This window comes from Dactylosporangium sucinum, assembly GCF_014647515.1.
Lineage (GTDB): Bacteria > Actinomycetota > Actinomycetes > Mycobacteriales > Micromonosporaceae > Dactylosporangium > Dactylosporangium sucinum.
On the sequence record NZ_BMPI01000009.1, the window covers coordinates 59,226 to 81,475 of the forward strand.

16 protein-coding genes are annotated in these 22,250 nt (G+C 72.3%); 7 read left to right on the plus strand and 9 right to left on the minus strand.

Going from position 1 to position 22,250, the window contains the following annotated elements; genetic code table 11:
* Nucleotide 1 precedes the first annotated feature (1 nt).
* Entirely contained in the window at nucleotides 2-1,993 is a 1,992-nt protein-coding gene (locus IEZ31_RS11230) for a DUF4118 domain-containing protein (RefSeq protein WP_190249734.1), read from the minus strand.
* A 67-nt stretch (nucleotides 1,994-2,060) separates the two neighbouring features.
* Here IEZ31_RS11230 and IEZ31_RS11235 point away from each other — a divergent pair, with 67 nt between their 5' ends.
* The gene (locus tag IEZ31_RS11235; protein WP_190249735.1) at nucleotides 2,061-3,251 is read left to right on the plus strand and encodes an NAD(P)/FAD-dependent oxidoreductase; all 1,191 of its coding nucleotides are present in this window, start codon (nucleotides 2,061-2,063) and stop codon (nucleotides 3,249-3,251) included.
* Nucleotides 3,252-3,261: 10 nt separating this feature from the next.
* Nucleotides 3,262-4,197: a sigma-70 family RNA polymerase sigma factor gene (locus tag IEZ31_RS11240; protein WP_190249736.1), complete on the plus strand. Its 936-nt coding sequence runs from the start codon at nucleotides 3,262-3,264 to the stop codon at nucleotides 4,195-4,197.
* A gap of 314 nt (nucleotides 4,198-4,511) precedes the next feature.
* Here IEZ31_RS11240 and IEZ31_RS11245 read toward each other — a convergent pair whose 3' ends face one another.
* On the minus strand, nucleotides 4,512-7,655 hold the full coding sequence (locus tag IEZ31_RS11245) for a CARDB domain-containing protein (RefSeq protein WP_190249737.1): 3,144 nt from the start codon (nucleotides 7,653-7,655) through the stop codon (nucleotides 4,512-4,514).
* A gap of 58 nt (nucleotides 7,656-7,713) precedes the next feature.
* Here IEZ31_RS11245 and IEZ31_RS56505 point away from each other — a divergent pair, with 58 nt between their 5' ends.
* From IEZ31_RS56505 to IEZ31_RS11265, 4 genes are all read left to right on the plus strand, one after another.
* Nucleotides 7,714-7,995 carry a hypothetical protein gene (locus IEZ31_RS56505; RefSeq protein WP_229834688.1) on the plus strand — a complete coding sequence of 94 codons (282 nt, stop codon included), beginning with the start codon at nucleotides 7,714-7,716 and terminating at the stop codon, nucleotides 7,993-7,995.
* A 143-nt stretch (nucleotides 7,996-8,138) separates the two neighbouring features.
* Entirely contained in the window at nucleotides 8,139-11,387 is a 3,249-nt protein-coding gene (locus tag IEZ31_RS11255) for a tetratricopeptide repeat protein (RefSeq protein ID WP_190249739.1), read from the plus strand.
* 117 nt (nucleotides 11,388-11,504) lie between these two features.
* On the plus strand, nucleotides 11,505-13,145 hold the full coding sequence (locus IEZ31_RS11260) for a metallophosphoesterase family protein (RefSeq protein ID WP_190249740.1): 1,641 nt from the start codon (nucleotides 11,505-11,507) through the stop codon (nucleotides 13,143-13,145).
* A gap of 277 nt (nucleotides 13,146-13,422) precedes the next feature.
* Nucleotides 13,423-14,556 (plus strand): alanine--tRNA ligase-related protein, encoded by a 1,134-nt coding sequence (locus IEZ31_RS11265; RefSeq protein WP_190249741.1) that lies wholly within the window; start codon nucleotides 13,423-13,425, stop codon nucleotides 14,554-14,556.
* Between the two features lie 40 nt (nucleotides 14,557-14,596).
* On the opposite strand, the gene IEZ31_RS11270 is transcribed toward IEZ31_RS11265, so the two are convergent.
* The 4 genes from IEZ31_RS11270 to IEZ31_RS11285 all read right to left on the minus strand — a co-directional run bounded on the left by IEZ31_RS11270 (nucleotide 14,597) and on the right by IEZ31_RS11285 (nucleotide 18,019).
* The gene (locus IEZ31_RS11270; RefSeq protein ID WP_190249742.1) at nucleotides 14,597-15,313 is read right to left on the minus strand and encodes a glycosyltransferase family 2 protein; all 717 of its coding nucleotides are present in this window, start codon (nucleotides 15,311-15,313) and stop codon (nucleotides 14,597-14,599) included.
* Entirely contained in the window at nucleotides 15,310-16,674 is a 1,365-nt protein-coding gene (locus IEZ31_RS11275; RefSeq protein ID WP_190249743.1) for a hypothetical protein, read from the minus strand. Before IEZ31_RS11275 ends, IEZ31_RS11270 begins: the two co-directional genes overlap by 4 nt.
* Entirely contained in the window at nucleotides 16,671-17,027 is a 357-nt protein-coding gene (locus IEZ31_RS11280) for a hypothetical protein (RefSeq protein WP_190249744.1), read from the minus strand. Before IEZ31_RS11280 ends, IEZ31_RS11275 begins: the two co-directional genes overlap by 4 nt.
* Before the next feature lie 326 nt (nucleotides 17,028-17,353).
* Nucleotides 17,354-18,019, minus strand: a complete 666-nt coding sequence (locus IEZ31_RS11285; protein WP_190249869.1) for a DUF4097 family beta strand repeat-containing protein — start codon at nucleotides 18,017-18,019, stop codon at nucleotides 17,354-17,356.
* A 251-nt stretch (nucleotides 18,020-18,270) separates the two neighbouring features.
* Between IEZ31_RS11285 and IEZ31_RS11290 the strand changes: the two genes are divergently transcribed.
* The gene (locus IEZ31_RS11290) at nucleotides 18,271-19,812 is read left to right on the plus strand and encodes a TIGR03086 family metal-binding protein (RefSeq protein WP_190249745.1); all 1,542 of its coding nucleotides are present in this window, start codon (nucleotides 18,271-18,273) and stop codon (nucleotides 19,810-19,812) included.
* Between the two features lie 42 nt (nucleotides 19,813-19,854).
* On the opposite strand, the gene IEZ31_RS11295 is transcribed toward IEZ31_RS11290, so the two are convergent.
* From IEZ31_RS11295 to IEZ31_RS11305, 3 genes are all read right to left on the minus strand, one after another.
* Nucleotides 19,855-21,360: an MFS transporter gene (locus IEZ31_RS11295; RefSeq protein ID WP_229834750.1), complete on the minus strand. Its 1,506-nt coding sequence runs from the start codon at nucleotides 21,358-21,360 to the stop codon at nucleotides 19,855-19,857.
* A gap of 76 nt (nucleotides 21,361-21,436) precedes the next feature.
* Nucleotides 21,437-21,739, minus strand: a complete 303-nt coding sequence (locus IEZ31_RS11300) for a DUF1905 domain-containing protein (RefSeq protein WP_190249747.1) — start codon at nucleotides 21,737-21,739, stop codon at nucleotides 21,437-21,439.
* A 142-nt stretch (nucleotides 21,740-21,881) separates the two neighbouring features.
* On the minus strand, nucleotides 21,882-22,223 hold the full coding sequence (locus tag IEZ31_RS11305) for a nuclear transport factor 2 family protein (RefSeq protein WP_190249748.1): 342 nt from the start codon (nucleotides 22,221-22,223) through the stop codon (nucleotides 21,882-21,884).
* Nucleotides 22,224-22,250: the final 27 nt, after the last annotated feature.

Sequence of the window (22,250 nt, forward strand, 5' to 3'; positions counted from 1 at the left end):
CCTACTCGGGCGGAACGCTGGCGGCGGATGCGGTTGGGATGGTGGCCAGCAGCAGCGTGCCGCCGCCGGTGGGGCTGGTGATGGTCAGGTGTCCGCCGAGCGCCTCGACGCGGTCCTGGAGGCCGATGAGGCCGGTCCCGCGGTGACGTTCGGCGCCCCCGACGCCGTCGTCGCGGATCGACAGGTGCAGGGCGGCATCGCGGGTTGCCGCCTCCACGTGCACCACCGTGGCGTTGGCGTATCTGGCCGCGTTGGTCAGCGCTTCGGAGACGATGTGATACGCGGCCACCTCGACCACCGCCGGCATGCGCAGGCAGGTGCGCAGGTCGAGGTCGACCGGCACCGCCGATCTGCGGGCGAGTGCCTTGAGGGCGAGTGGCAGACCGCCCGCGGACAGCACCGTCGGGTGGATGCCCCGGGAAATCTCCCGCAGCTCGTCCACGGCGCTGTTCAGGCCGCACAGGGCGCGCGACAGCTCCGCCCTGGTCTGCTCCAGCTCCGGCGGCAGGCTGGCGTGCACGGCGCCGACCTGCATCGCGACGGCGAGGAACTGCTGCAGTGCGCTGTCGTGCAGGCTGCGTTCGATGCGCTGGCGGGCCTGGTCCGCGGCGGCGACCAGCCGGGCCCGGGACGCGGTGAGCTCGGCCCGGCTGTCGGCGTTGGCGATGGCGATGGCCGCGAGGCCCACGAAGGCGCCGACGCGGGCCTCGGTGTCCGGCGGTAGTGCCTCGGGCCGGGTCGATCCGACGCCCGCCACGCCCCACAGCCGCCCCTCGACAACGATCGGCGCACCGACCACCGAGCGGATGCCCGTGGCACGAGCGAACGTGCCGACGGGGCCGGCGGCGTTGTCGAAGTTGTCCATCCGGGCGGTGCGGCCGGTCTCCCACACCAGCGCCAGGACATTGTCGCCCTCGAACGACAGGCGCATCTGATCTTTGCTCAGGTCGGACATGCTGGCCGAGACGAGGCTGGCCGTGGCGTCGTTCTCAAAGCGGCACAGCCATGCCCGGTACTGCTCACCCATCAGCCCGTACAGCTCCGTTGTGATCGCGTCGAAGACGGCGCGGGTATCACTGCCGCTGGCCACCAGGTGCGCCACCCGCCCCAGCGCCGCCTGTTCGGCGGCGAGCCGGCGCAGGTGCTCCCGGCTTGCCTCCAGGGAGTCCAGCACGGCCGCACGTTCGCGGCCGGCGTGCAGCAGCGGCGCCAACGCCGGCACAACGCGCTCCCGCAGCCGCCGCATCGTCACTTCGGGCACGTCGGCCGGCACCACCAGGGTCCCGAGCGAGACGGCACCGGCGCGAAGCGGAAACGCCGAGTGCCGGTCGTCGGCGGGGACCATGGCGAGGTGGATCACCGCGTCCGGCAGCTTGAGCGATCGCGCGATGCACTGCGCGACCGCGGGCAGCACCGTGGGGAGGTCGTCCGCGTGCAGCAGCAGGCGGGCCATCTCAGCGGTGAGATCAGACTCCTCGGCCTGGACGGCGCGCAGCCGGGACAGGTCCGCCACCGCGCTCGTCGCCACCGCGACGACGAGAAAGAGCGCCAATCCGACGGCCTGCCGCACGTCGGAGACGGCGAACCGGTCGAGCGGCTGAACGTGGAAATAGACGAACGCCCCGGTGCTCACCACCGCTGTGGCCATCCCGAGCCACATTCCCCACACCATCGAGGCGACCAGCACGCCGAAGATGTAGATCATGCCCGGGTAAAACGGCGCCATGAGCCCCCGGAGTGGATAGACCAGGAGGGTCTCCACCACGATCAGTGACGCGGCGACCGCGATCCCCAGCCAATAGGGCGGGGGTGTCGGTCGCACCAGCCGGGACAGCGAACCGACATGCATTGAGGCTATTTTAGTCGAATTTCTGCTTTCGTCAGATTCTATGGAGGGTTGATCCGGTGATTCGGTGACAGCGGCACCGCTGCAGGTGTCGCGCAGCATCCTGGCGCAGTTCGCCCGCCCGCCCTGCATGGTGACCCACGCCACAGTCCGACCTGTCAGGAATCCGTGCGCCATCTCGTTCTGAGGTCAAGCGAAAGACGGGAGGAAGCACATGCGGCACCGCATCACCGTCCTCGGGGCCGGGTACGCCGGCGCCTCCGCGGCCGGATACCTCGCCCGCCACCTGCAGCCCGACGACTTCGAGATCACCGTCGTCAACGCCGAACCCGACTTCGTCGAGCGGATGCGCCTGCACCAGCTCGCCGCCGGCCGGCCGCTGCGCCGCCACGGGCTGGCGGAGATGTTCGCGGGCACGGGCATCCGGCTGCGAGTGGCGAGCGTCACCGCCGTCGACCCGCAGCAGCGGACGGTCACCGTGGCGGACGGCGAGGGCACCGAGCGGATCGAGTACGACAGCCTCCTCTACACGCTCGGCAGCACCATCGACGGCCAGGGCGTCGCAGGCGTCGCCGAGCACGCCTTCCACGTCGCCGGACAGCCGGCTGCGCTGCGCCTGTGCCGGCGCCTGGACGAGCTGGGCGAGGGCGGGACGGTGCTCGTCGTCGGCGGCAACCTGACCGCCATCGAGACCGCCACCGAGATCGCCGAGTCCCGGCCCGGGCTGCGGGTCGCCGTCGCCACCAGCGGCGAGTTGGGCGGCTGGCTGGCCCCGAAGGGCCGCCGGCACCTGCTGCGCGCGTTCGACCGGCTCGGGATCGCCGTCCACGAGCACGCCACCGTCGAACGCGTCGAGCGGGCCGGTGCCGTCGCGGCCGACGGCACCGTCTTCGCCGCCACCGCGACCGTGTGGGCGGCCGGCTTCGCCGTGCACCCCATCGCCGCCGCCAGCGGCCTGGCCGTCGAAGCCGACGGCCGGATCACCGTCGACCGGATGATGCGGTCCGTCTCGCACCCGGGGGTCTACGCGGCCGGCGACAGCGCCTACGTCATCGGCGCGAACGGCCGGCCGCTGCCGATGTCGTGCGCGTCGGCCGGCTTCACCCGGATGCAGGCGACGGCCGCGATCATCGGGGACCTCACCGGCCACCGGATCTCGAAGACCCCGCTCGAGTACCTCGGCAACTGCATCAGCCTCGGCGGGAAGGACGCGATCTTCCAGGCGGTCGACGGCGACGCGCGGTCGAAGCCCTGGTCCCTGCGCGGCCGCACGGCCGCGCGCTTCAAGGCATTCGTGCTCAGCGGGGCCGCATGGAACATGAGCCACCCGACCTACGGACTGCCGGCCCGACGGCGCCGCCTGACCGCTGTGCGCCACCGCGCACCCGCGGAGGTCGCTGGTTAGCGTGAACCGCATGGACGCTGCCACCGTGGAGCGCTTCGAGGCCAACCGGGACCGGTTGGCCTCGCTGGCGTACCGCCTGCTCGGCTCGGCCGCCGACGCCGAGGACGCGGTGCAGGACACGTTCCTGCGCTGGCACGCCGCCGACCGGGAACACATCGAGGTGCCCGAGGCGTGGCTGACCAAGGTGGTCACCAACGTGTCCCTCGACCGGCTCCGGTCGGCGCAGGCGCGGCGGGAACGTGCGGCCGGCGACTGGCTGCCCGAGCCGCTCCTGGACGGCGACCCGATGCTCGGCCCCGCCGACACCGTCGAGCAGCGCGAATCGGTGACCCTGGCGGTGCTGACGCTCATGGAACACCTCTCGCCGGTCGAGCGGGCCGTCTACGTGCTGCGCGAGGCGTTCGCCTACAGCCACGCCGAGATCGCCGAGATCCTCGACATCACCGAGTCCGCGAGCCAGCAGCACGCCCACCGCGCCCGGCGCCGCGTCACCGCCGGGCGGGTCGCCGGCGACATCGACCACGCCGCCGCCCGCCGCATCGTCGAGGCCTTCGTCGAGGCCGCCTCCTCGGGCCGCACAGAACGGCTGGTGGCGCTGCTCTCCGACGACGCCACCGGGATCTCCGACGGCGCCGGGCAGGGCACGAGATGGCTGCGGTTCTCGACTCCCGAGCGGATCGCCGCCGCCCTGCGGGCCGGGTTCAAGCCGACGCCGGCGAAGCGGCGACTGGCCGGCGGCTCCCCCGCGATGCACGCCGGCGTGGTCAACTCCTGCCCCGCCCTCATCGCCGCGCTCGGCGACCGGGTCCTGGGCGTGGTGGTCCTGGACGTTCGCGGCGACCGGATCGGGGTCGTGCGCGGCATCTCCGACCCCGACCGGCTCCGCCGCTTCAACGAGCGGTGGCGGCGGGGCGGGCACGACGACCCCATCATCCGATCGTGGTGACCAGCCGGCAAAACCACGCCGCCCGGCGTCCCACCAGGCGATCAAGCTGAGCCGCTTCAGCGGCGAGTTACGTCGGCATTTCGCGCAGGTGTACGTCTCCCCCGCGCAGTTGCGGACCGGCGAGTCGCACCGGCACGCTGAGGCCACCGACCCGGCCACCCCCGGTCACGCGGACGGCCGAGCCGGCGCGGGCCCTCGGTCCGGACGTGCCATCGCGACGGACGCGTTCATGATCGCGGAACTTCCGGTAGCGGAGGGCTTCGTCGAGCGGGAGGTGCGCGGCCCCGGCGGGTACGCCGGGGCCGGCGGTGGCATCACGGCACGATGTGGACCGTGTCGCAGCCGAGGAATGTGTAGACGTTGCCGTCGGCCGCCCGGTACTTGCCCTTCAGGCAGGCTGATGTCGTCGTCGCGGTGAGGCCGGAGTCGGACGGGCGGAAGTGCAGCACCAGGTCGGTGTCGGCGTCACGGGTCCGCTCGTCCAGCTCGTACGAGCGTTCCGGATGGCCCTTGCCGTGGCGCTCCGTCGCTCCGGTGGGGTTGGCGGTGTTGAACAGGTTCTCGCGCAGGCCCCACCGGGTGTTGGACACGTCGATCGTCGTGGCGTCGAAGGCGATCGGCAGGCCGTACTCGCCCGCGGTCGTCGTGAGCGCCGCCAGGTTCGCGTCCGTGTTGAGGTTGATCGGATTTGTGGTACTGCCGGGGCGCACGTTGATCGCGATCGGCACGACGCAGTCGATCCGGAACGTGGTCACCCGCACGTTGTTGGACGGATCCGGGTCCACGTCCGCGGCGTTCGCCAGGGCGACCGTCGAGGTCAGCGTCACCGTCTTGACGCCGGGTGTGGTGCAGCTCAGCTGCCCGGTGAAGCTCACCTGCCGGGGCGCGCCCTTGGCGAGGGCCGGCACCGCGGTCGTCGCGGACGCCGGAGCGACGGTGACGCCCGGGTCGGCGGTGGCGGCGACGGTGACGTTGGCGTCGACCGGGGTGGACGGCCCGCCGTTCGCCACGGTCAACTGGAGGGCCGCCGAGCCCGGCTCGCCGATCAGGACCTCCAGCGGGGTGGCCGCCGTGGCGTTGCTGATGGTGACGTCGGCCTTGGCGATGACCGTGGTCTGCGCCGTGGCGGTGTTGTCGGCCCCGGCCGAGTCGGGCCCGGCCAGGTTGCGCACCCTGGTCGTGGCCTCGATGATCTTCGGGCCGCCGTTGTCGTAGACCAGGCCGGCCGGGATCTTCGCGGTGATCGTGTACGAGCGGCTCCGGCCGGGCTTGAGCTCGCTCAGGTTGCACGTGACCCGGCGACCGTCGACCGTGCACGGCGCGCTCGTGGCCGGATCGGTGACCTCGGCGGGCAGGGTGGTGACCACCTCGGTGGAGGTGGACGAGTTGGGTCCCCGGTTGGTCACGGTGATCGTCCAGGTGACCGACTCGCCGGCGGCGGCCGGGTCCGGCGAGTCGGCGATCCCGACCGTCAGATCCGTGGTGTTGTTGGCCGCGAGAATCCGGGCGGCCTGCTGCGCGTTCGGGAACGTTCCCGGCTCGACCGCGGGGGGTGCGGCACCCGGCTGCGGGAACCGGTGCGGCAGGTACGCCAGGACGGTCTTCCAGTCGTCGCTGCCGTTGATCTCGCTGTCGTCGGTCGCCGGTGCGGTCCTGGTCAGGTCGGTGCAGTCGTCGGCACCGGTGTTGTCGATGTTGACCTTCTGCTTGGCGTGCCCGTCGTCACCGTTGCCGGCGGGGTTGTCGCCGTTCCAGTCCGGCAGCGCATTGAGCGGGATCGTCCGCTTGACCCGCATGCCGTCCAGGAACACGAACTGGTTCTGCGAGTCGCCGGGATCCTGCGCGACGTCCTCGTAGAGGTCGTCCTCCTTGAGCTTGGCCAGCGGCGCCGGGTGACGGGAGGTGCCGTCGTACAGGTCGATCCGGGGCGGTGAGAAGTCCAGGAGCAGGCCGCCGCCGGCGCGCGGGATGCCCGAGTTGATGTCGTAGTTCATCAACGACACGTAGTTCGGCTTGCAGTTGGCGTCCTCGCCGCCACCGTGGCGCAGGCCCAGGTTGTGGCCGAGCTCGTGCAGCAGGGCGCCGCCGTCGGTGCGGTACAGGATGATGTCGGTGCCGGAGCCCTGGCCGCCCTTGTCGCAGTCGGCGGTACTTCTGGTGTAGATCACGTAGTTGAAGGCGCGCGCCCGCATGGCGTTGAAGTTGTGCCCGGGTGAGCCCTTCGCCTGGTTGAACACGTCGCCGAAGCCGCAGTTGTCCAGGTGCGCGGCGAGCTGGTTCCCGCCACCCAGGTCCTCACCGACGATGCAGTCGGGGTCGTCCTTGTCGCTCTTGCCGTCGCCGTCGTCGTCGATGCCGTTGTTGCAGTTGGCGGTGAAGTCCTCGACGCCGATGTCGCGGTAGTAGCAGTCCGGGTCGGCGCCGTCGGCACCGTCCACGCCGTCGTTGTCGGTGCCGTCGTTGCAGGTCCTGTCCGGCCGCCCGGTGCGTTCCATGCCGCCCTTGTCCCACAGGCCACCCGAGTCGACGTGCAGGTTCAGCCCCGGCCCGCCCTCCGGGTTCGGCAGTGGCGCCAGCCGGAACGCGTTCTTGACCGCCTCGATCGCCAGCGCTGAGGGCGCCTGGCCGTCGCTGTAGTCCAGCTCCAGGAACAGGTCCTTGTGCAGCGGGTCGGCCCCGTACCGGGGCAGGTCGACCGCCATCACGTCGTCGGGGTACCGGATGCCGAACCGCTCGTCCCGGTCCGACAGCCCGTCGCCGTCGGCGTCGCTGTGTTGCTCGGACACGATGGTCAGGCCCAGCTGGGCACGCTTGCCGTTGCCGTCGCCCTCGAAGTTCGGGTCGCCGTCGCCGATCGCGCACACCTGCCCCTGCTGGTTGCCCTCGTGGTCGATGCACCCGGACGGCTCCCGCGAGGAGAGCGAGTCGCCGGCCCACGTGTCGGTGAGGATGTCGTACGTCAGGTTCAGCTCGATGTCCTGGTTGACCGGGCTGATGTCCATCTTGTCGCCGCCGAAGTTGAGGAAGTCGTCGACGTCCCACATCCGGACCGTGATCGGCAGCGTCCGGCGACCTTCGGGCATCGTGACCCGCTGCGAGAAGACCCACCGCTGCGAGCCGGTCAGGTTCTTGGGGTGGAAGTGGTCGTCGGAGACGACGCCGCCCCGCTGACCGCCGCCACCACCGGTCGCGGCGTCGCCGATGAACACCTCGGGGGCGAACTCGCCCTCCTCGTCGATACCGTCGTCGGGGACCTCGAAACGCTCGAAGTAGTCCATCGTCAGGGTGATCACCGCACTGACCGGAGGCGGCGTCGCCGCGGCCCGGGCAGCGTGCGGCAGGCCGACGAGCATGCCCGCGACCAGGGCGGCGGCAGCGGCCATGGCCGCCGGGCCGCGCACCGCCGGGTGGCGTCGCGGATCAGGTGGATGCGGTAACAGCGGGATTCCAGCGCCCATGGTGACCGACCTTTCGCTACGGAGGTACAGGCAACCAACGGAGCGGCCGGGCGCCGCCGTGATACACCACAAACTGGGTGAGCGCGGTTCGCGGCGCCGATGCCGGGTACGCCTCGCGCCGGAGTCGCGCCGCGGCGAGGTCACGGCCGCGTTCATCTCCTGCGTGTACCTCGGCGTGACCGCCGCCTCGATCAGCGTCGGCCTGCGCGGCGACGCGCTGTCGCTCTACCCCGCGGTGTGCGTCGTGGCCGCCGGGATCGCCGCCGTGGCCCTGCCGACCGCCGTCTGGCACGGCCGCCACCGGCGCTTCAGCGTTGCCTGCCGTACCGGTGAAGATTGAGCGGCGCCCCGACTGCCCCGTGATCAGCCGGGGTCGATCCGCCCCTCCTCGATCATCACGGGCGGGTCTGTCCGCTGGGTTGCGATGCGATACCCGTACTCCGCCCGTACTAGGGTGGGGCGGACGCAGCGGAACGGATCAACGTGGAGACGGACAGGGTCGACGGGTTCGGCGCGGTGCTGCGCGGGCACCGCCGCACGGCCGGACTCAGCCAGCGTGAGCTCGCCGAACGGGTCGGGGTCAGCGTCGCCGCGATCCGCGACCTCGAGCAGGGACGCAGCCGCCGGCCGCACCTGCGCTCGGTCGACGCCCTGGTCGGCGCCCTGCGACTGGACGGTGACGGCGAGGCGGCGTTCCGTCGCGCCGCCGGTGCCGAGCCGGTCGGGCCGAGTCCCGTGGCCGACTCCGGCGCACCGGTGCGGCTGGGCATCCTCGGGCCGCTGACCGTCCACCGCGGCGCGCAGCCGGTGCCGGTCGGCCGCAGCGCCCGGCGCGCCCTGCTCGGGCGGCTCGCCCTCTCGGCCAACATCGCGGTGCCGGTGGCGGACCTCGCCGACGTCCTGTGGGACGGGCGGCCACCCGCGAACGCGGCCCACGCGCTGCACACGCACCTGTCGCGGCTGCGGTCGGCGCTGCATCCGTCCGGGCCGCACCGGACGGCGGGCGGCTACCTGCTCGACCTCACCGACGGCCAGCTCGACCTCGGCGAGTTCCGCCGCGCCGTGCAGGGGGCCGACGGCGCACCCCCGGACCGGGCGTTGGACCTGCTGCAGTGGGCGGCCGGGCGCTGGCGGGGCAGCCCGCTCGACGACATCCCGCAGCTGCGCGACCATCCGCTCATCACCTCCGTGCTCGACGAGCGCATCGCGATGGCACTGCGGTACGCCGACCTCGCCCTCGCCGCCGGGCAGGCCCGCCGGTGCCTGCCGACGCTGCGGGAGCTCGCCGCCGCGAACCCGCTCCACGAGCTGCTCCACGCGTGCCTGATCGCGGTGCTGGCCGCGGAGGGGCGGCAGGCCGACGCGCTGAGCGTGTACGCCCGCATCCGGCGGCGGCTCGTCGGCGACCTCGGCGTCGAGCCGGGCCCCGAGCTGTCGGCCGCGCACCGGCGGGTCCTGCGGCAGGAAACGATGGTCACAACCCAGCACCGTCCGCCGCCCGGCCCGCCCCAGCCCGCGCCGGCGCAGCTGCCCGCGGACCTGCGGTCCTTCGCCGGCCGCGCCGACGCCCTCGCGGCGCTCGACCGTTTCGCCGCCGGCCTCGACGCCCAGTCCTCGGCCGTCCTGGTCGTCTCCGGTACCGCCGGCGTCGGCAAGACCACCCTCGCCGTGCACTGGGCCCACCGGGTCCGCGCCCGCTTCCCGGAGGGGCAGCTGTACGTCAACCTCCGCGGCTTCCACCCCACCGGCGCCGCCGTGAGCGGACCGGAAGCCCTGCACGGGTTCCTCACCGCCCTCGGGCTGCCGCCCGCCCGCATCCCGGCCGACCCCGATGCGCGCTCGGCGCTGTACCGTACCCTCCTCACCGGCCGCCGGATGCTCGTGCTGCTCGACAACGCCCGCGACGCCGAGCAGGTCCGCGCGCTGCTGCCTGCCGCGGCCGGCTGCCTGGCGCTGGTCACCAGCCGGCACCGCCTCACCGGGCTCGTCGCCGCCGAGGGCGCCCTGCCCGTACCCCTCGACCTGCTCACGCACGACGAGGCCCGGACCCTGCTGACCCAGCGGCTCGGCGCGGACCGCACCGCGGCCGAGCCCGGCGCGGTCGACACCGTCGTCGAGCAATGTGCCCGGCTGCCGCTGGCGTTGGCGATCGCCGCCGCCCGGGCGGCAACCCGCCCCGGCCTGCCGCTCGCCGACCTCGCCGCCGATCTGGGCGGCGACCGCGTCCGGCTCGACGCGCTGAGCGGCGGTGAACCGGGAACGGACGTGCGGACGGTCTTCGGCTGCTCGTACCGCCAGCTCACCCCCGCCACCGCCCGCCTGTTCCGGCTCCTCGGCCTGCACCCCGGGCCCGATCTCGGCACGGCCGCCGTGGCCCGCCTCGCCGGCCTCGGCCCGGCGCAGGTCGCGTCGCTGCTGGCCGAGCTCACCGGCGCACACCTGCTCGCCGAGCCCACCGCGGGCCGCTACGCGATGCACGACCTGCTCCAGGCCTACGCCGCCGAACGCGGCCGCGAGGAGGACGGCCGGGCCACCCGCGCCGCGGCCCTCGGCCGGCTCTTCGAGCACTACGTCAGCACAGCCGCGGCCGCGGTCGGGACCGCGCTCCCCGGGGAGACGGACGGCGCACCCACCGGCGGCTTCGACCACCCCGCCACCGCCCGGGCCTGGCTTGACCGCGAACGCGCCAACATCGTCGCGCTCACCGGTCACGGCCGGCCCGCCGACACGATCGCCCTGGCCGCGGCGATGCACCGGTACCTCGACGCCGGCCACTACGCCGACGCGCTCATCGTGCACACCCGCGCGCTCGACGCGGCCCGGCACCAGGGCACCCCCGCCGCCGAGGCCGTGGCGCTGAACCACCTCGGCATCGCGTACCGGCGCGTCGGCCGCTTCGCCGACGCCGCCGGCCTGCACCGGCAGGCGCTGGAGATCTGCCGCGCCAGGGGCGACGCCGGCGGCGAGGGGCGCTGCCTGGAGCTGCTCGGCGTCGCGGCCTGGCGCCTCGGCGACTACGACCGCGCCCGCGAGCACCACCACAGCGCCCTCGACCTGTTCCGCGCGATCGGCGACCGGCTCGGCGAGGCGACGCAGCTCAACAACATCAGCATCGGCAACCGGCAGTTCGGCGACGTCCGGGCCGCCATCGACGGCCATCGGCGGGCCCTCGGGCTGCTGCGTGAGCTCGGCCACCGGCTCGGCGAATCCCACTCCCTGGACAATCTGGGCCTGGCCCATCAGCACGCCGGTGAGTACCGGGAGGCGGTCGAGTACCACGAGCAGGCGCTCGCCATCTGCGCCGAGATCGGCTTCCAGGCCGGGCAGGCGGCCGCGCTGAACAGCCTCGGCCGCGCCCTCGTCGCGCTCGGCCGGCCCGAGGCCGCGATCGGCCACCACCGGCAGGCCCTGGCCCTGTTCCGGGAGATCGGGGAACGCGCCAACGAGGTGGAGGCCGTCAACGGGCTGGCCGCCGCGCTGCTCGCCGCCGGCGACCCGGCGGCCGCCCGCGACTGGTACGCGATCGCCTTGTCACTCGCGGAGCACACCGGCGACCGCCACGAGCAGGCGGACGCTCACGACGGGCTCGCCGCCGCCCACCACGCCGTCGGCGACCTGGACGACGCCGGGCGGCACTGGGAGCGGTCCCTGGAGCTCTACACCGGCCTCGGCGTGCCCGACACCGAACGGATCACCGGCCACCTGCGCCGCCTGGGCCGGGCGCCGGCCTGACCCGGGCACCCGACGTGCATCGTCGGCTTCTCATCCGGCCAACGTGCCGCGTTCACCGGCGTGTTGATCAATGTCGGCAAGGTGAGCCTCACCTGTTGTCTCAGTCAGGGAGACGTGATGGCCCACCCTCTATCCAACAAACGCCATCTGCTGGTCCTCGCGGCCGCCGTGATCGCCCTCGTGCCCTCCGCCGCGCAGGCCGGTGAGCCCGGGCACGGCCAGTCGGGGCAGGAGACGGTCTGGCGCGGCAACTTCGACGGCGGCAGCAATGCCTGGAAGGTCGAGACCGACGGTACCGCGGCCGGCTGGCGCGGCTGGACGTTCACCCAGCGCGACGACTGGTTCGCCGCGGCCGCCCCGGCCGGCGTCGGCTGCGACCCGGAGAAGAACCGGCCGCTCGACCCGCGCTGCTTCCTCGACCAGCGCAACCAGTTCTCGCGCGCCCGCGGCGTGCTGGCGGTCGCCGACAACGGCGTCGCGGCGGCCAAGGGCGCGGCCGTCGACGGGGACCACCCGGTCAACAGCACGCTGGTCAGCCCGGGAGTGCCGGTCGGCGGCAAGCGCGCCGTCGAGCTGGTCTTCTCCTCGCAGTACCGCCAGGCGCACAAGGCCGTCGGCCGCGTGACGGTGGCGTTCGACGGCGGGGCGGAGCGGGAGGTCCTGCGCTACTCCGCGGCCCGCACCAGCGCCAACGGCGGCGGCGACGTCATCTCCGGCCAGGAGGTGCTCCGCGTCGACGTGCCGGCGCGGGCCCGCACCGCTGTCTTCCGGTTCGCGTACAGCAACAACCGGCCGCAGCAGTACTGGGCGATCGACGACGTCGTGGTCCGCACGCCGCTGCCGGCGCTGGCCCGCAACGCCAAGGCGACGACGTTCCAGGTGCTCAGCGACATCCAGGTGGAGGGCCTGCCGTACACCGACGGCGCGCTCGAGCTCCTGCGCCGCCAGGCCCCGGGCGCGAAGGCGATGCTGCTGGTCGGCGACATCATCTCCGGGCCGCGTGACCAGACCCAGGAGCAGCAGGTCAAGGAGTACGCGGACGTGAGCGCCGCGTTCGCCCGCCACCGGCTCCCCACCGTCCTGCCCGCCATCGGCAACCACGACGTCCGCAGCCGGGTCCTGACCCGGGAGCAGCAGCAGGCCAACTTCCTCGCGTTCGCCAACAAGTGGGGCGCCGGCATCGACAAGACCTACTACGAGAAGGTCGTCGGCGGCGTCCCGATCATCGTGATCGGCCCGGAGGCCGGCGTCGCCGGGGAGGAGAAGCAGGACATCAGCGACGCCCAGATGGCGTTCCTGAAGCAGCGCCTGGCCTACTGGGCGGGCCAGCGCAAGCAGGTCCTGGTGATGCGCCACTACCCGTTCGAGTGGACGGTGTCGGGCACGTACGGCAACTTCTACGAGAACGGCCCCCGCGAGTTCGAGCTCGAGGCGGTCGTGGGCAAGTACTCGAACGTGATCTACCTGAGCGGCCACACGCACTGGTCCCCGTACCGCCGCGACTGGTCCGCCCGGGTCGTCACCGAGGGCGGCAGCCCGGACGGCTACACCGCGATCAACACCGGCGCCCTGGCGATGGAGTTCGCGCCGAGCCCGGACGACCCGTGGGACGAGGACTCGGCCACGGACCGCCCCGAGTCCCCGGCGGTGCTGACCGTGGCGGTGTACCCGGACCGCACGATCGTGCGCGCCTTCGACGTCCTGACGGGCGAGCAGATCAACCAGGTCGAGGTGGCCAACCCGGCCGCCGGCCGCTGACGCACCGCTGAACCCGCGCCTCCTTCGCCGAAGTCACTCCCGGCGAAGGAGGCGCGGCACGGACAGGTCCTGACAGCGGGAGAGCGCGGGGGTGCGCTATAGTCGGGGCCATGCAGTTCAGGCGATCCATCGTCGCGGCCGCGCGAGCTTCCCGCTCGCCGGGCGCCGCTGCCTGATCTGAAGACCTCCTTCAGCCGGCGACCGGAACACGGTTCGCCGGCTGTTCTGTGTCCTGTGCGTGCCGTGGTCCGGTCCACTCCCCGAGAGGACCACCCCGATGACCAGCACCCAGCGCATCGTCGACACGTTTCTCGACTTCTACCGGGAGCGGGGGCACGCGCTCGTCGGCGACGCCACGCTCATCACGCCCGACCGGGATCCCGTGCTGTTCACCAGTGCGGGGATGCATCCGCTCACGCCCTATCTCGAAGGGCGACCGCACCCCTCGGGGCAGCGGCTCACGGGGCTGCAACGGTGCCTGCGGACCACCGACCTGGACGAGGTCGGGGACGACACCCATCTCACCGTGTTCCAGATGCTCGGGTCGTGGTCGCTCGGGGACTATCCCGGCGAGACCAGCCTGCGGTGGGGGTACGAGCTGCTCCGCGACGGGTTCGGAGTGCCGGACGGGCGGCTGCACGTCACCGTGTTCGACGGCGACGAGCGTTCGCGGGCGACGTGGGAGTCGCTCGGGGTACCGCTGGAGATCCTCGGTGAAGCGGACAACTGGTGGTCGAACGGGACATCCGGGCCATGCGGGCCGGACTCGGAGATCTTCGTGTGGACCGGGGACGGGCCGCCCACCGGGACGCCGTCCACCGAGCCTCGCTGGGTCGAGGTCTGGAATCACGTGATGATGCGGTACCTCCAGCAGCCGGACGGCACGCGAGGACCCCTCCCGCGGCCGAGCGTGGACACCGGGATGGGGCTCGAGCGGATGGCCATGGTCCTGCAGGGACGGTCCTCGGTGTTCGACATCGACGTGTTTGAGCCCTGGACGCGGGCGGTCACCGACCGGGTCGTCGTCGACCATCTGCGCTCGTCCGTCGTGGTCGTCGGTGACGGGGTGCATCCGTCGAACACCGGGCGCGGATACGTGCTGCGGCGGCTCGTGCGTCGGGTGCTGACCCGGCTGTGGCGGGACGATCCCACGCGGTCGCTCGGGGATCTGCCCGTCGAGCCGATCGCGGCGACCGTCGAGCAGTTCCGGCTGCGGGTCGACCCCAACTATGTCCAGGATGTCCTGGTGTACGAGGAGCGGCGCTTCGGCGCGCTGCTGCGCCGTGGGCGGCCGATCGTCGAGCGCCTGCTCGCGCGGGGGCCGCTCACCGACGAGGACCTGCACTACCTGCACGACACGCACGGCATTCCACGCGACCTGGTCGAGGAGGTGTTCACCGAGGCCCGCTGACTCGCGCGAAACCTGCCGGCGCGGCGGTGCGGTGACGCGCTTACGAGCGAGACGAGGCCGGCTGACGGGGCGGCTTGCGGAGGCGTTCGCGGACGAGGATCCACAGCGCCTCGACGCCGTCCCGCCAGGTGATCTTCTTGCCTTCCTCGCGCGTGCGGGCGCGGTAGGCGATGGGGATCTCGTACGGGCGGATGCCGCGGCGCAGGAGTTTGCCGGTCACCTCGGCTTCCATGCCGAAGCCTTTCGATCTGATGTTCAGCGAGTGGTACAGGTCGATCGGCATGAGCTTGAAGCAGGTCTCGAGGTCGCTGAGGTAGCAGTTGAACAGGATGTTCGCGAACGTGGTGACGGCCTTGTTGCCCTGGACGTACCAGAACGAGAACGAGCTGTGGCTGCCGAAGGTGCGGTTGCCGTAGACCACGGTGTCCGGGTCGCCGTCCAGGACCGGCTTGAGCAGTCCTGGGATGTCCAGCGGGTCGTATTCGAGGTCGGCGTCGAGGATGACCATGTGGGTACCGGTGGCGTGCTGGACCGCGGTACGGATGGCGGCGCCCTTGCCCTGGTTGCTCGGATGCGTGATCGAGCGCAGTCGCGGGTCGTCGGCGCGGTGCAGGATGTCGCTCGTGCTGTCGGTGCTGCCGTCGTCGACGACCACGAGTTCGATCTCGCAGGGGTAGGTCACGCCGAGGGCCTGTTTGAGGGCTCGTTCGAGGCGGGTTTCCTCGTTGTAGACCGGCATGAGGATGGACAGCTTCATCGTTGCTCCAGAGCGGTGTTGACCGGGCTTGCCGGTGCGACGGAGGCGTGGCTCTCGGCGGTGGTGGGCCGGCCCCAGGCGGTCACGGCCCAGCAGGCGGCGCTGGCGCAGGCCAGGACGACGAAGGCGATGACGACCCGGTCGACCGAGGTGTCCAGGTGCCATTGCAGCGACATCGGCGTGATCAGATAGATGACGGTGATGACGACCCAGTACAGTGCGGCGACGGCCCAGAGCCACAGGTCGCTCGGCAGGCCGAACGCTCGCCGCCGGTCGCGCAACAGCAGCAGTCCGAGCAGCGCGGCGGCGACCGCGAACACCACGATCTGGTCCACCCTGCCGGCCATCGTGGCGAAGACCAGCGGGAAGCGGCCGACGGTGCCGGGGTCACCGTGCAGCAGCTCGCCGAGGCGGGGACCGGCCAGGACGTCGGTGCGGGCGCCGAAGACCCGGGCGATGACCGACCAGGCCGCGGCGACCGCGACCGGCAGCCAGACCCATCCGACGCGGCGGATGGTCCGGCGGTGCTTCGCCGTGCCGACGACGGCGAGGGCGAGGACCAGGCTGAGTCCTTCGTTCTTCATCAGCGCCGCGCAGCTGAGCAGGAGCAGGGTCATGGGCAGCATCCGCCCGAAGGGCTCCCGGGCGAGCAGCAGCAGCACGGCACCTGCGGCGAAGGCGGTGGCGCACATGGCGTCGCTGAACCCGGCGGTTGGCACCAGCCACAGTGGACTGAACGCCGAGTAGCCGACCGCGACCGCGACGACCCAGGACAGCAGCGCGGACCCGTTCGCGGTGACGGACCGCACCGCATGGACCACGGCGGCGGTGGCCGCGGCCGTCACCGCCCCGGTCGCGATCGCCGCCGGGTAGAAGTCGCGGGTGTCGAGGACGAGCCAGACCAGCGCCACCGCGGCGGAAGCGAGGGGCGGGTAGTCCTGGTGGCTGAAGGCGAGGGCCTGGCTGCCGATCGCGTCGCGGGCGAAGCCGCCGCCGTGGGTGAAGTATCCGGCGTGCAGCCACCAGATCAGGTGCGCGTCCCACGACGCGGGTTGCTGCAGGAATGGCAGGAACGGCGGGACGAGCGGCACCGTCAACAGCAGGGCGTCGCGCCAGGAGCTGTGGGCCAACCGTGGCAGGGTGCGCAGCCGCCACGCGAGGTAGCCGGTCAGCAGCAGCACCGGCATCATCCACAGCAGCATCGGACCGCCGACAACGATCATCAGTACCACGGCGGCGGTGGCCACCGCCGCGCCGGCCAGCGGCGCGAACACGAGGGCGAGGGGCAGCGCCCGGGTCAGCGCGAAGGCGAGCGGCAGCCCCGCCGCCGCGAGCAGGGCGACGCCGAGCAGACTGCTCATCGCGCCACCGGCCGGCGAGTCAGCAGCCCGATCCCGTGCGGCGCGGCCGGGTCGGAGACTCGCGACACCTCCAGGTCCGGGTGTTCGGCAGCAAGGACGACGATGCCGCCGTGCAGGGTGGCGAGCTCGCTCAGCCGCATGGTCCACTCCGCGTCCTCGTCGACGACCGCGACCCGCGCGCCGACCGGGACCTGCCGCTGGAACTCGTCGCTCAGATACTCCAACTGGTCCAGAAAGGCGCGCTCGCTACCATCGGAGACGATGCGGATCCCGGCCCGGGCCGAGTGCAGCGCCGGGCGCACCGCCTGCAACAGCGCCACGGCACACAGCGCCATGACCAGCAGCCGGCCCACGAACCGGCTCCGCCCCTCTCCGGCATCGCCCACCAGATCCCCCGATCGCGTCCGCCGCCCGTGTGGACCAATCCGCGTCACGTACGAAGGGGCCGACGGGGGCCGACGAGGGCACTGTGACGTCCGCCACAGTCCCGCCCGCGACGGCCGGGCGCGAGTCGAAACTCGGCGCCCGGCCGCCGGGCGGTCGCACCCGGAGCCGGCCCGCCTCAGTCGTCGATGGCCTGCTAGAGGGTGGTCCAGAAGTCGTGGATGAGGCGCGCCGAGTCGGGGACGGACATGCCGACCTGGGTGAGCGGGATGCCGGTGAGCGATCTCCTTCGCGTTCAGAGGCTGCGGGCGGTGATGTCGCCGTGCGAGGTGGTGGCGCGGATGTCGAGGTCCGCGGTGCCGGTGTTCTTCAAGGCGTTGCTGATGCGGCCGTGGCCGGTGCCGGCGTCCAGCGCCGCCGAGACGCCTGCCGCCGCGGTGACCGAGATGTCGCCGGACTGGGTGCTGAGGACGACCGCGCCGCGGACGGCCTCGGCGATGCGGATGTCGCCCCTCGCGGTGCTGATCTGGGCCGGGCCGCCGAGGCGGCCGACCTCGACGTCGCCGTCGATCGCGGTCAGGCGGAGGCTGGCGGCCTCGTCGAGCTTGATCCGGCGGTAGGCGCCGTCGAAGCTGACGTCGCCGAGGCGGCCGACGCAGCGCAGTTCGGTGCTGGCGGCCTTGGCCTCGACGCGGGAGCCGGCGGGCAGCTGGACGGTGACCTCCAGCGAACCCGACGGTCCGAAGAGCTGATTGCTGGGCTCGGGGGCGTGGATGCGCAGGACACCGTCGGCGTAGGCGACGGTGGTCTGCTCGGCGGCCCGCACGTCGCGGCCCTTGGCCGGGTCGGCCGGCCGGACCTCGACGGTGGTGTCGGCGCGGTCGGCGGCGATGAACTGGACGCGGCCGGCGGGGATGTCCAGGACGGCGGCGATCGGGGCGGGGGTGGCGAACTGCTGCATCATGCGCTCCTACATTCGATCCGTGTTTCTGATACCAGAAACGCTACGTTGCCTTCGCACATCAGGCAACATCCCCATTGCATAGCAGGAGCATTTTTGCAGTTCAGAGCCACAAAATCATTGCAACGATCGTGAAATCAACGCAACGATCACTTTCTCGTTGCAATGAATGAGCAGTGAACGCCACGGTGCGCCGTCGCCCCTGGGCTTGACTCTCCCTGCTTGGGAGACGTGACGATGGCCTGGTGTTGATGAGCATCGGGGAAGTTGCCGAGCGGACCGGGTTGTCGGTCAAGCTCGTCCGGCACTGGTCGGACATCGGGGTCGTGCCCGCCTCCGGGCGGAGCGCGGGTAGGTACCGGCGGTTCGACGAGGCGGCCGTCGGGCGGCTGGAACTGGCGCGCGCACTGCGGGAGCTCGGGCTCGGGATGTCCGCCATCCGCGCGCTGCTCGACGGGGAACGCAGCGTTGCCGAGGTCGCCGCCCTGCACGCCGACGCCGTGGCGACGCAGATCCGGGCGCTGCGGGTGCAGTGCGCCGTGCTGCGGGCCGTCGCACGGCGCGGGGCGACCGCCGAGGAGCTCGCCGCCGTGAGCAACGTCGCCCGGCTCTCCGCGGAGCAGCGGCACGCGATCGTGCAGGAGTTCCTCGTGGGCGCCGTTGGGGAGATCGATGCGAGCGGATATCGGGACGGGCTGCTCGCCGTCATGCCCGAGCTGCCCGACGAACCCGGCGACGAGCAGATCGACGCCTGGATAGAGCTCGCCGAGCTCGTCCAGGATCCGCGGCTGCAGGAAGCCGTGCGGGGCATGGCCGAGTACGCCGCCGCGCACGCTCCCGAGACGTACGACGAACGGGACGTGGAGGTCGCCGAGGCACTGACCGACCTCTGGGTGAGCAAGGTCGCCGCCGCTATCGACAGTGGTACTCCCGCGGACTCGCCGGCGGCCGAAGCGGTCGTCGCCGAGGTGGTCGAAGCGTGGCTGCCCCTGCAGCCCGACGTCGACGTGCATGATCATCCGCGGCACAAGCTGCTCGAACAGCTGGAGATGGCCGCTGATCCGCGGGCCGAGCGGTACTGGCAGCTGCTGTGCGTGATCAACGGCCGGCCGGTGCGGGCGAGCATCGCCCGGGAGGGGCAGTGGCTGATGACCGCCCTGCGGGCCAACCCGACGCCGGGCGCCCGGGCCGAGCGCATCGCCGAGGCGCTCGCGAAGGAGGCGGAGGAGTCCGCGGCCGCCGCGTTGGCGCACTACGAACGGGTGGTGGCCGACGTGGACGCGATCGTGGCGGCCGTCACCCGCGCGCAGTTCGCGGACCCCACGCCCTGCGCCGGGTGGACGGTCCGGGAACTGCTGAACCACCTCGTCTACGAGAACCTGATGTGGACCAGCCTCGCGGAGGGCAGTCCCCGGAGCGACTTCGCGGCGGACCACCTCGGCGACGACCACGTGGCCGCGTTCCGCGAGGCGGCGACCCGAGCCCTGATCGCGTTCCGGCGGCCCGGCATGCTGACCCAGGAGTACGGGCCGGCCAGAGGATGGCGGATCGTCGAGCAGGTCACCATCGAGCTGCTCGTCCACGGCTGGGACCTCGCCGCCGCGACCGGGCAGGACACCGACCTCGCCCCCGATGTCGCGACGGCGCTCCTCGGCCCGGTCCAGGAGATGCACCGCGACCTGCCCCGCACACCCGGCGGCTCGTTCGGCCCGGTCCAGCCGGTCCCCGCCGGGGCGACGGCCGCCGACCGGCTCGCCGCGTTCCTGGGCCGGGCACTCCCGCAGGGTTCCTGACACGAACGGAACCGGGAGGTGATCCTTCCGGTTCCGCGCGACCTAGTTGGAGGAGTGACCAGCGCGACCATCCTGCCGACTCCGGCCGCCGGCTGCCGGCCCGCCGGACGGCGTAGCCGGCGAAGAGCGTCCTGAGAGCGGCGGCTGCGAGGCTGGCCGCGCTTGGGGACGACCAGCCGGGGGAATCGGGGCCGGCCGCACTGCGGCCGGCCCCGCCTCGTAGCGCCACAGCTCGGGTACCGCCCGGACCAGGAGCGCGACCGTCAGCACGGTGAGTGCTCCACCGATGCCGATTGCCGAGCGAACACCGAGCACGGCACCGCCGAAGCCGTGCAGCATGTTGGCCAGTTGTGGACCGCCCATCAGGACGACCGTGAACGAGCCCTGGATCCGGCCGCGGAGGGCGTCATCCGTGTACGCCTGGGAGATCGCGTTGCGGAACGTGCTCAGCACGAAGTTGACGGCGCCGCCCGCGACCAGCGCCACCAACGCGATTCGCAGGTTCGCGGCCAGGCCGAGCAGCACGACGCAGCAACCCCAGGCCATCGCGGCCGATGCCATGAACGCGCCGTGCCGCCGGGTGCGGCTGAATGTTCCCGACAGCAGCCCGGCGAGGAGCACGCCGGCTGGGTACGCCGCGAACAGCACGCCAAGCTCCGCGCCGCCGCCGGCCGGGCCGCCGTATGTACGCTCGGCCAGCTCCGGGAGCAGCGCGTGCGGCAGTGCGAAGACCATCGCGGCCAGGTCCACGGCGAGGATCGCGATCATTACCCGGTGTCCAGCGAGGTAACGGAAGCCGTCGCCGAGCGCGCGCAGCGTGCCCGCAACCCGGATTGCCGGTGCGCCCGCCGGCGGGGGCATCTCCGGCAGCCTGGCCACCGCCCACAGCACGATGGTGAGCGCAAGCGCGTCGAACAGGTAGAGCGTGCCGAGTCCGATGGCCGGAATCAGCGCACCGGCGAGCAGCGGCCCGACGACGGCGCCGCTGTAGCGGGTCAGCGAACTGAGGCCGTTCGCCGCGACCAGTTGCTCGGTGGGCACAACGCGGGGCACCGCGGCACCCATTGCGGTCAGGGTGGTGCCGAAGCTGACACCGTGCGCTGCGACAAGCACGAGCAGGAGCGCGACGGAGTTGAGCCCGAGCACGGCGTTCAGCCACATGCCGAGGTAGGCCAGCCCGAGGCCGGTGTTGCCGGCCAACAGCAGCCGTCGACGGTCCATCGCATCGGCAAGGGCGCCGGACCACAGCGCCGACGCGATGAGTGTGCACAACGAGACCGCGGCCGACACTCCGATCATGGCCGACGACCCGCCGAGCGTGAAGAGCTGCGTCGGCACCGCGATGAGGCTGAAGGAGCCACCGACCGCCGTGATTGCCGACGCCACCCAGAGGCGGCGGAAGCTGGGAATCGTCAAGGGCCGGCGGTCGACGAAGTACGCGCCCAGGTTCACGGAGCCCCTCCTCCCGATCGCCCGACCACGGGTCGGCACGTCGATCGTGGGGCTTACCCCTGGGGCAAGGTCCAGCCTGCCGCCGGCGCATCGCATCCGGTCGTGTGCAAGCGGATCGACAAGGTCCCGATGATCCGGGCGATGCCGTACCGCACGACGACCGCATCGCCCGTCACAGGTCCACCAGCTCGACCGTGACCGACGCGACGTCGCCCGGGGCAAGGGACTCGGCCTTGCGGATCGCCCGCTTGATCGGCAGCACGTAGGCGCCCCGGGCACTGTCCGGGAAGATCGAGGTCGACCAGGTGCTGCCGCCGAGCGACACCCGCACCCGCAGCGAGCCGAAGCCGCGGCGCAGCCCGCCCGCCCGGTCGCGGATCTCCTCCGACGCCTCGACCGGCAGGCTCACGAAGGTCCAGCTCTCGTCGCGCCGCGCGTCCCACACCCACAGCTCCGCGTCAAACGCCACCTCCACGATGCCTCCTCAGAACGGCCGGCGACCGTCCTCGACCGACTCGACGAGGGGAATCATCGCAAACGCACCGTCCGACAGGCCGCCGAACGTGCGGTGGTGGCGGATCGCGGGAGCGTGGGCGGTACGGTAGCCAGTAGGTTCTTCACCGCACGAGGGTGTACCGCACCGTCTGCACCCGGATGCCGCCGTCACCGAACACGAACGTGTCGACGCCGCCCACGGCCCGGGCATCGGCGGACACCGCGGACCACTCAAGGAGCAGGACGTCACCCTCGAAGACCCGCGTCGGCACGTCCCACTCCGCGTCCGGCAGGTCCTCGAACAGCCGGGCGTAGCCCTCGCGGATCGCCGGCCGTCCCCGGAACGCCCCAGCGGGGGTGATCAGCACGGCGTCGTCGGTGAAGTCCGCCACGAGCTCGTCGAGGTCGCCGGCCATCAGCGCCTGGGCGTGGTGCTCGAAGACGTCCTGCGGGGTGCGTGCCATTCCGGCCACCTACCTGCCCGGCCCGAT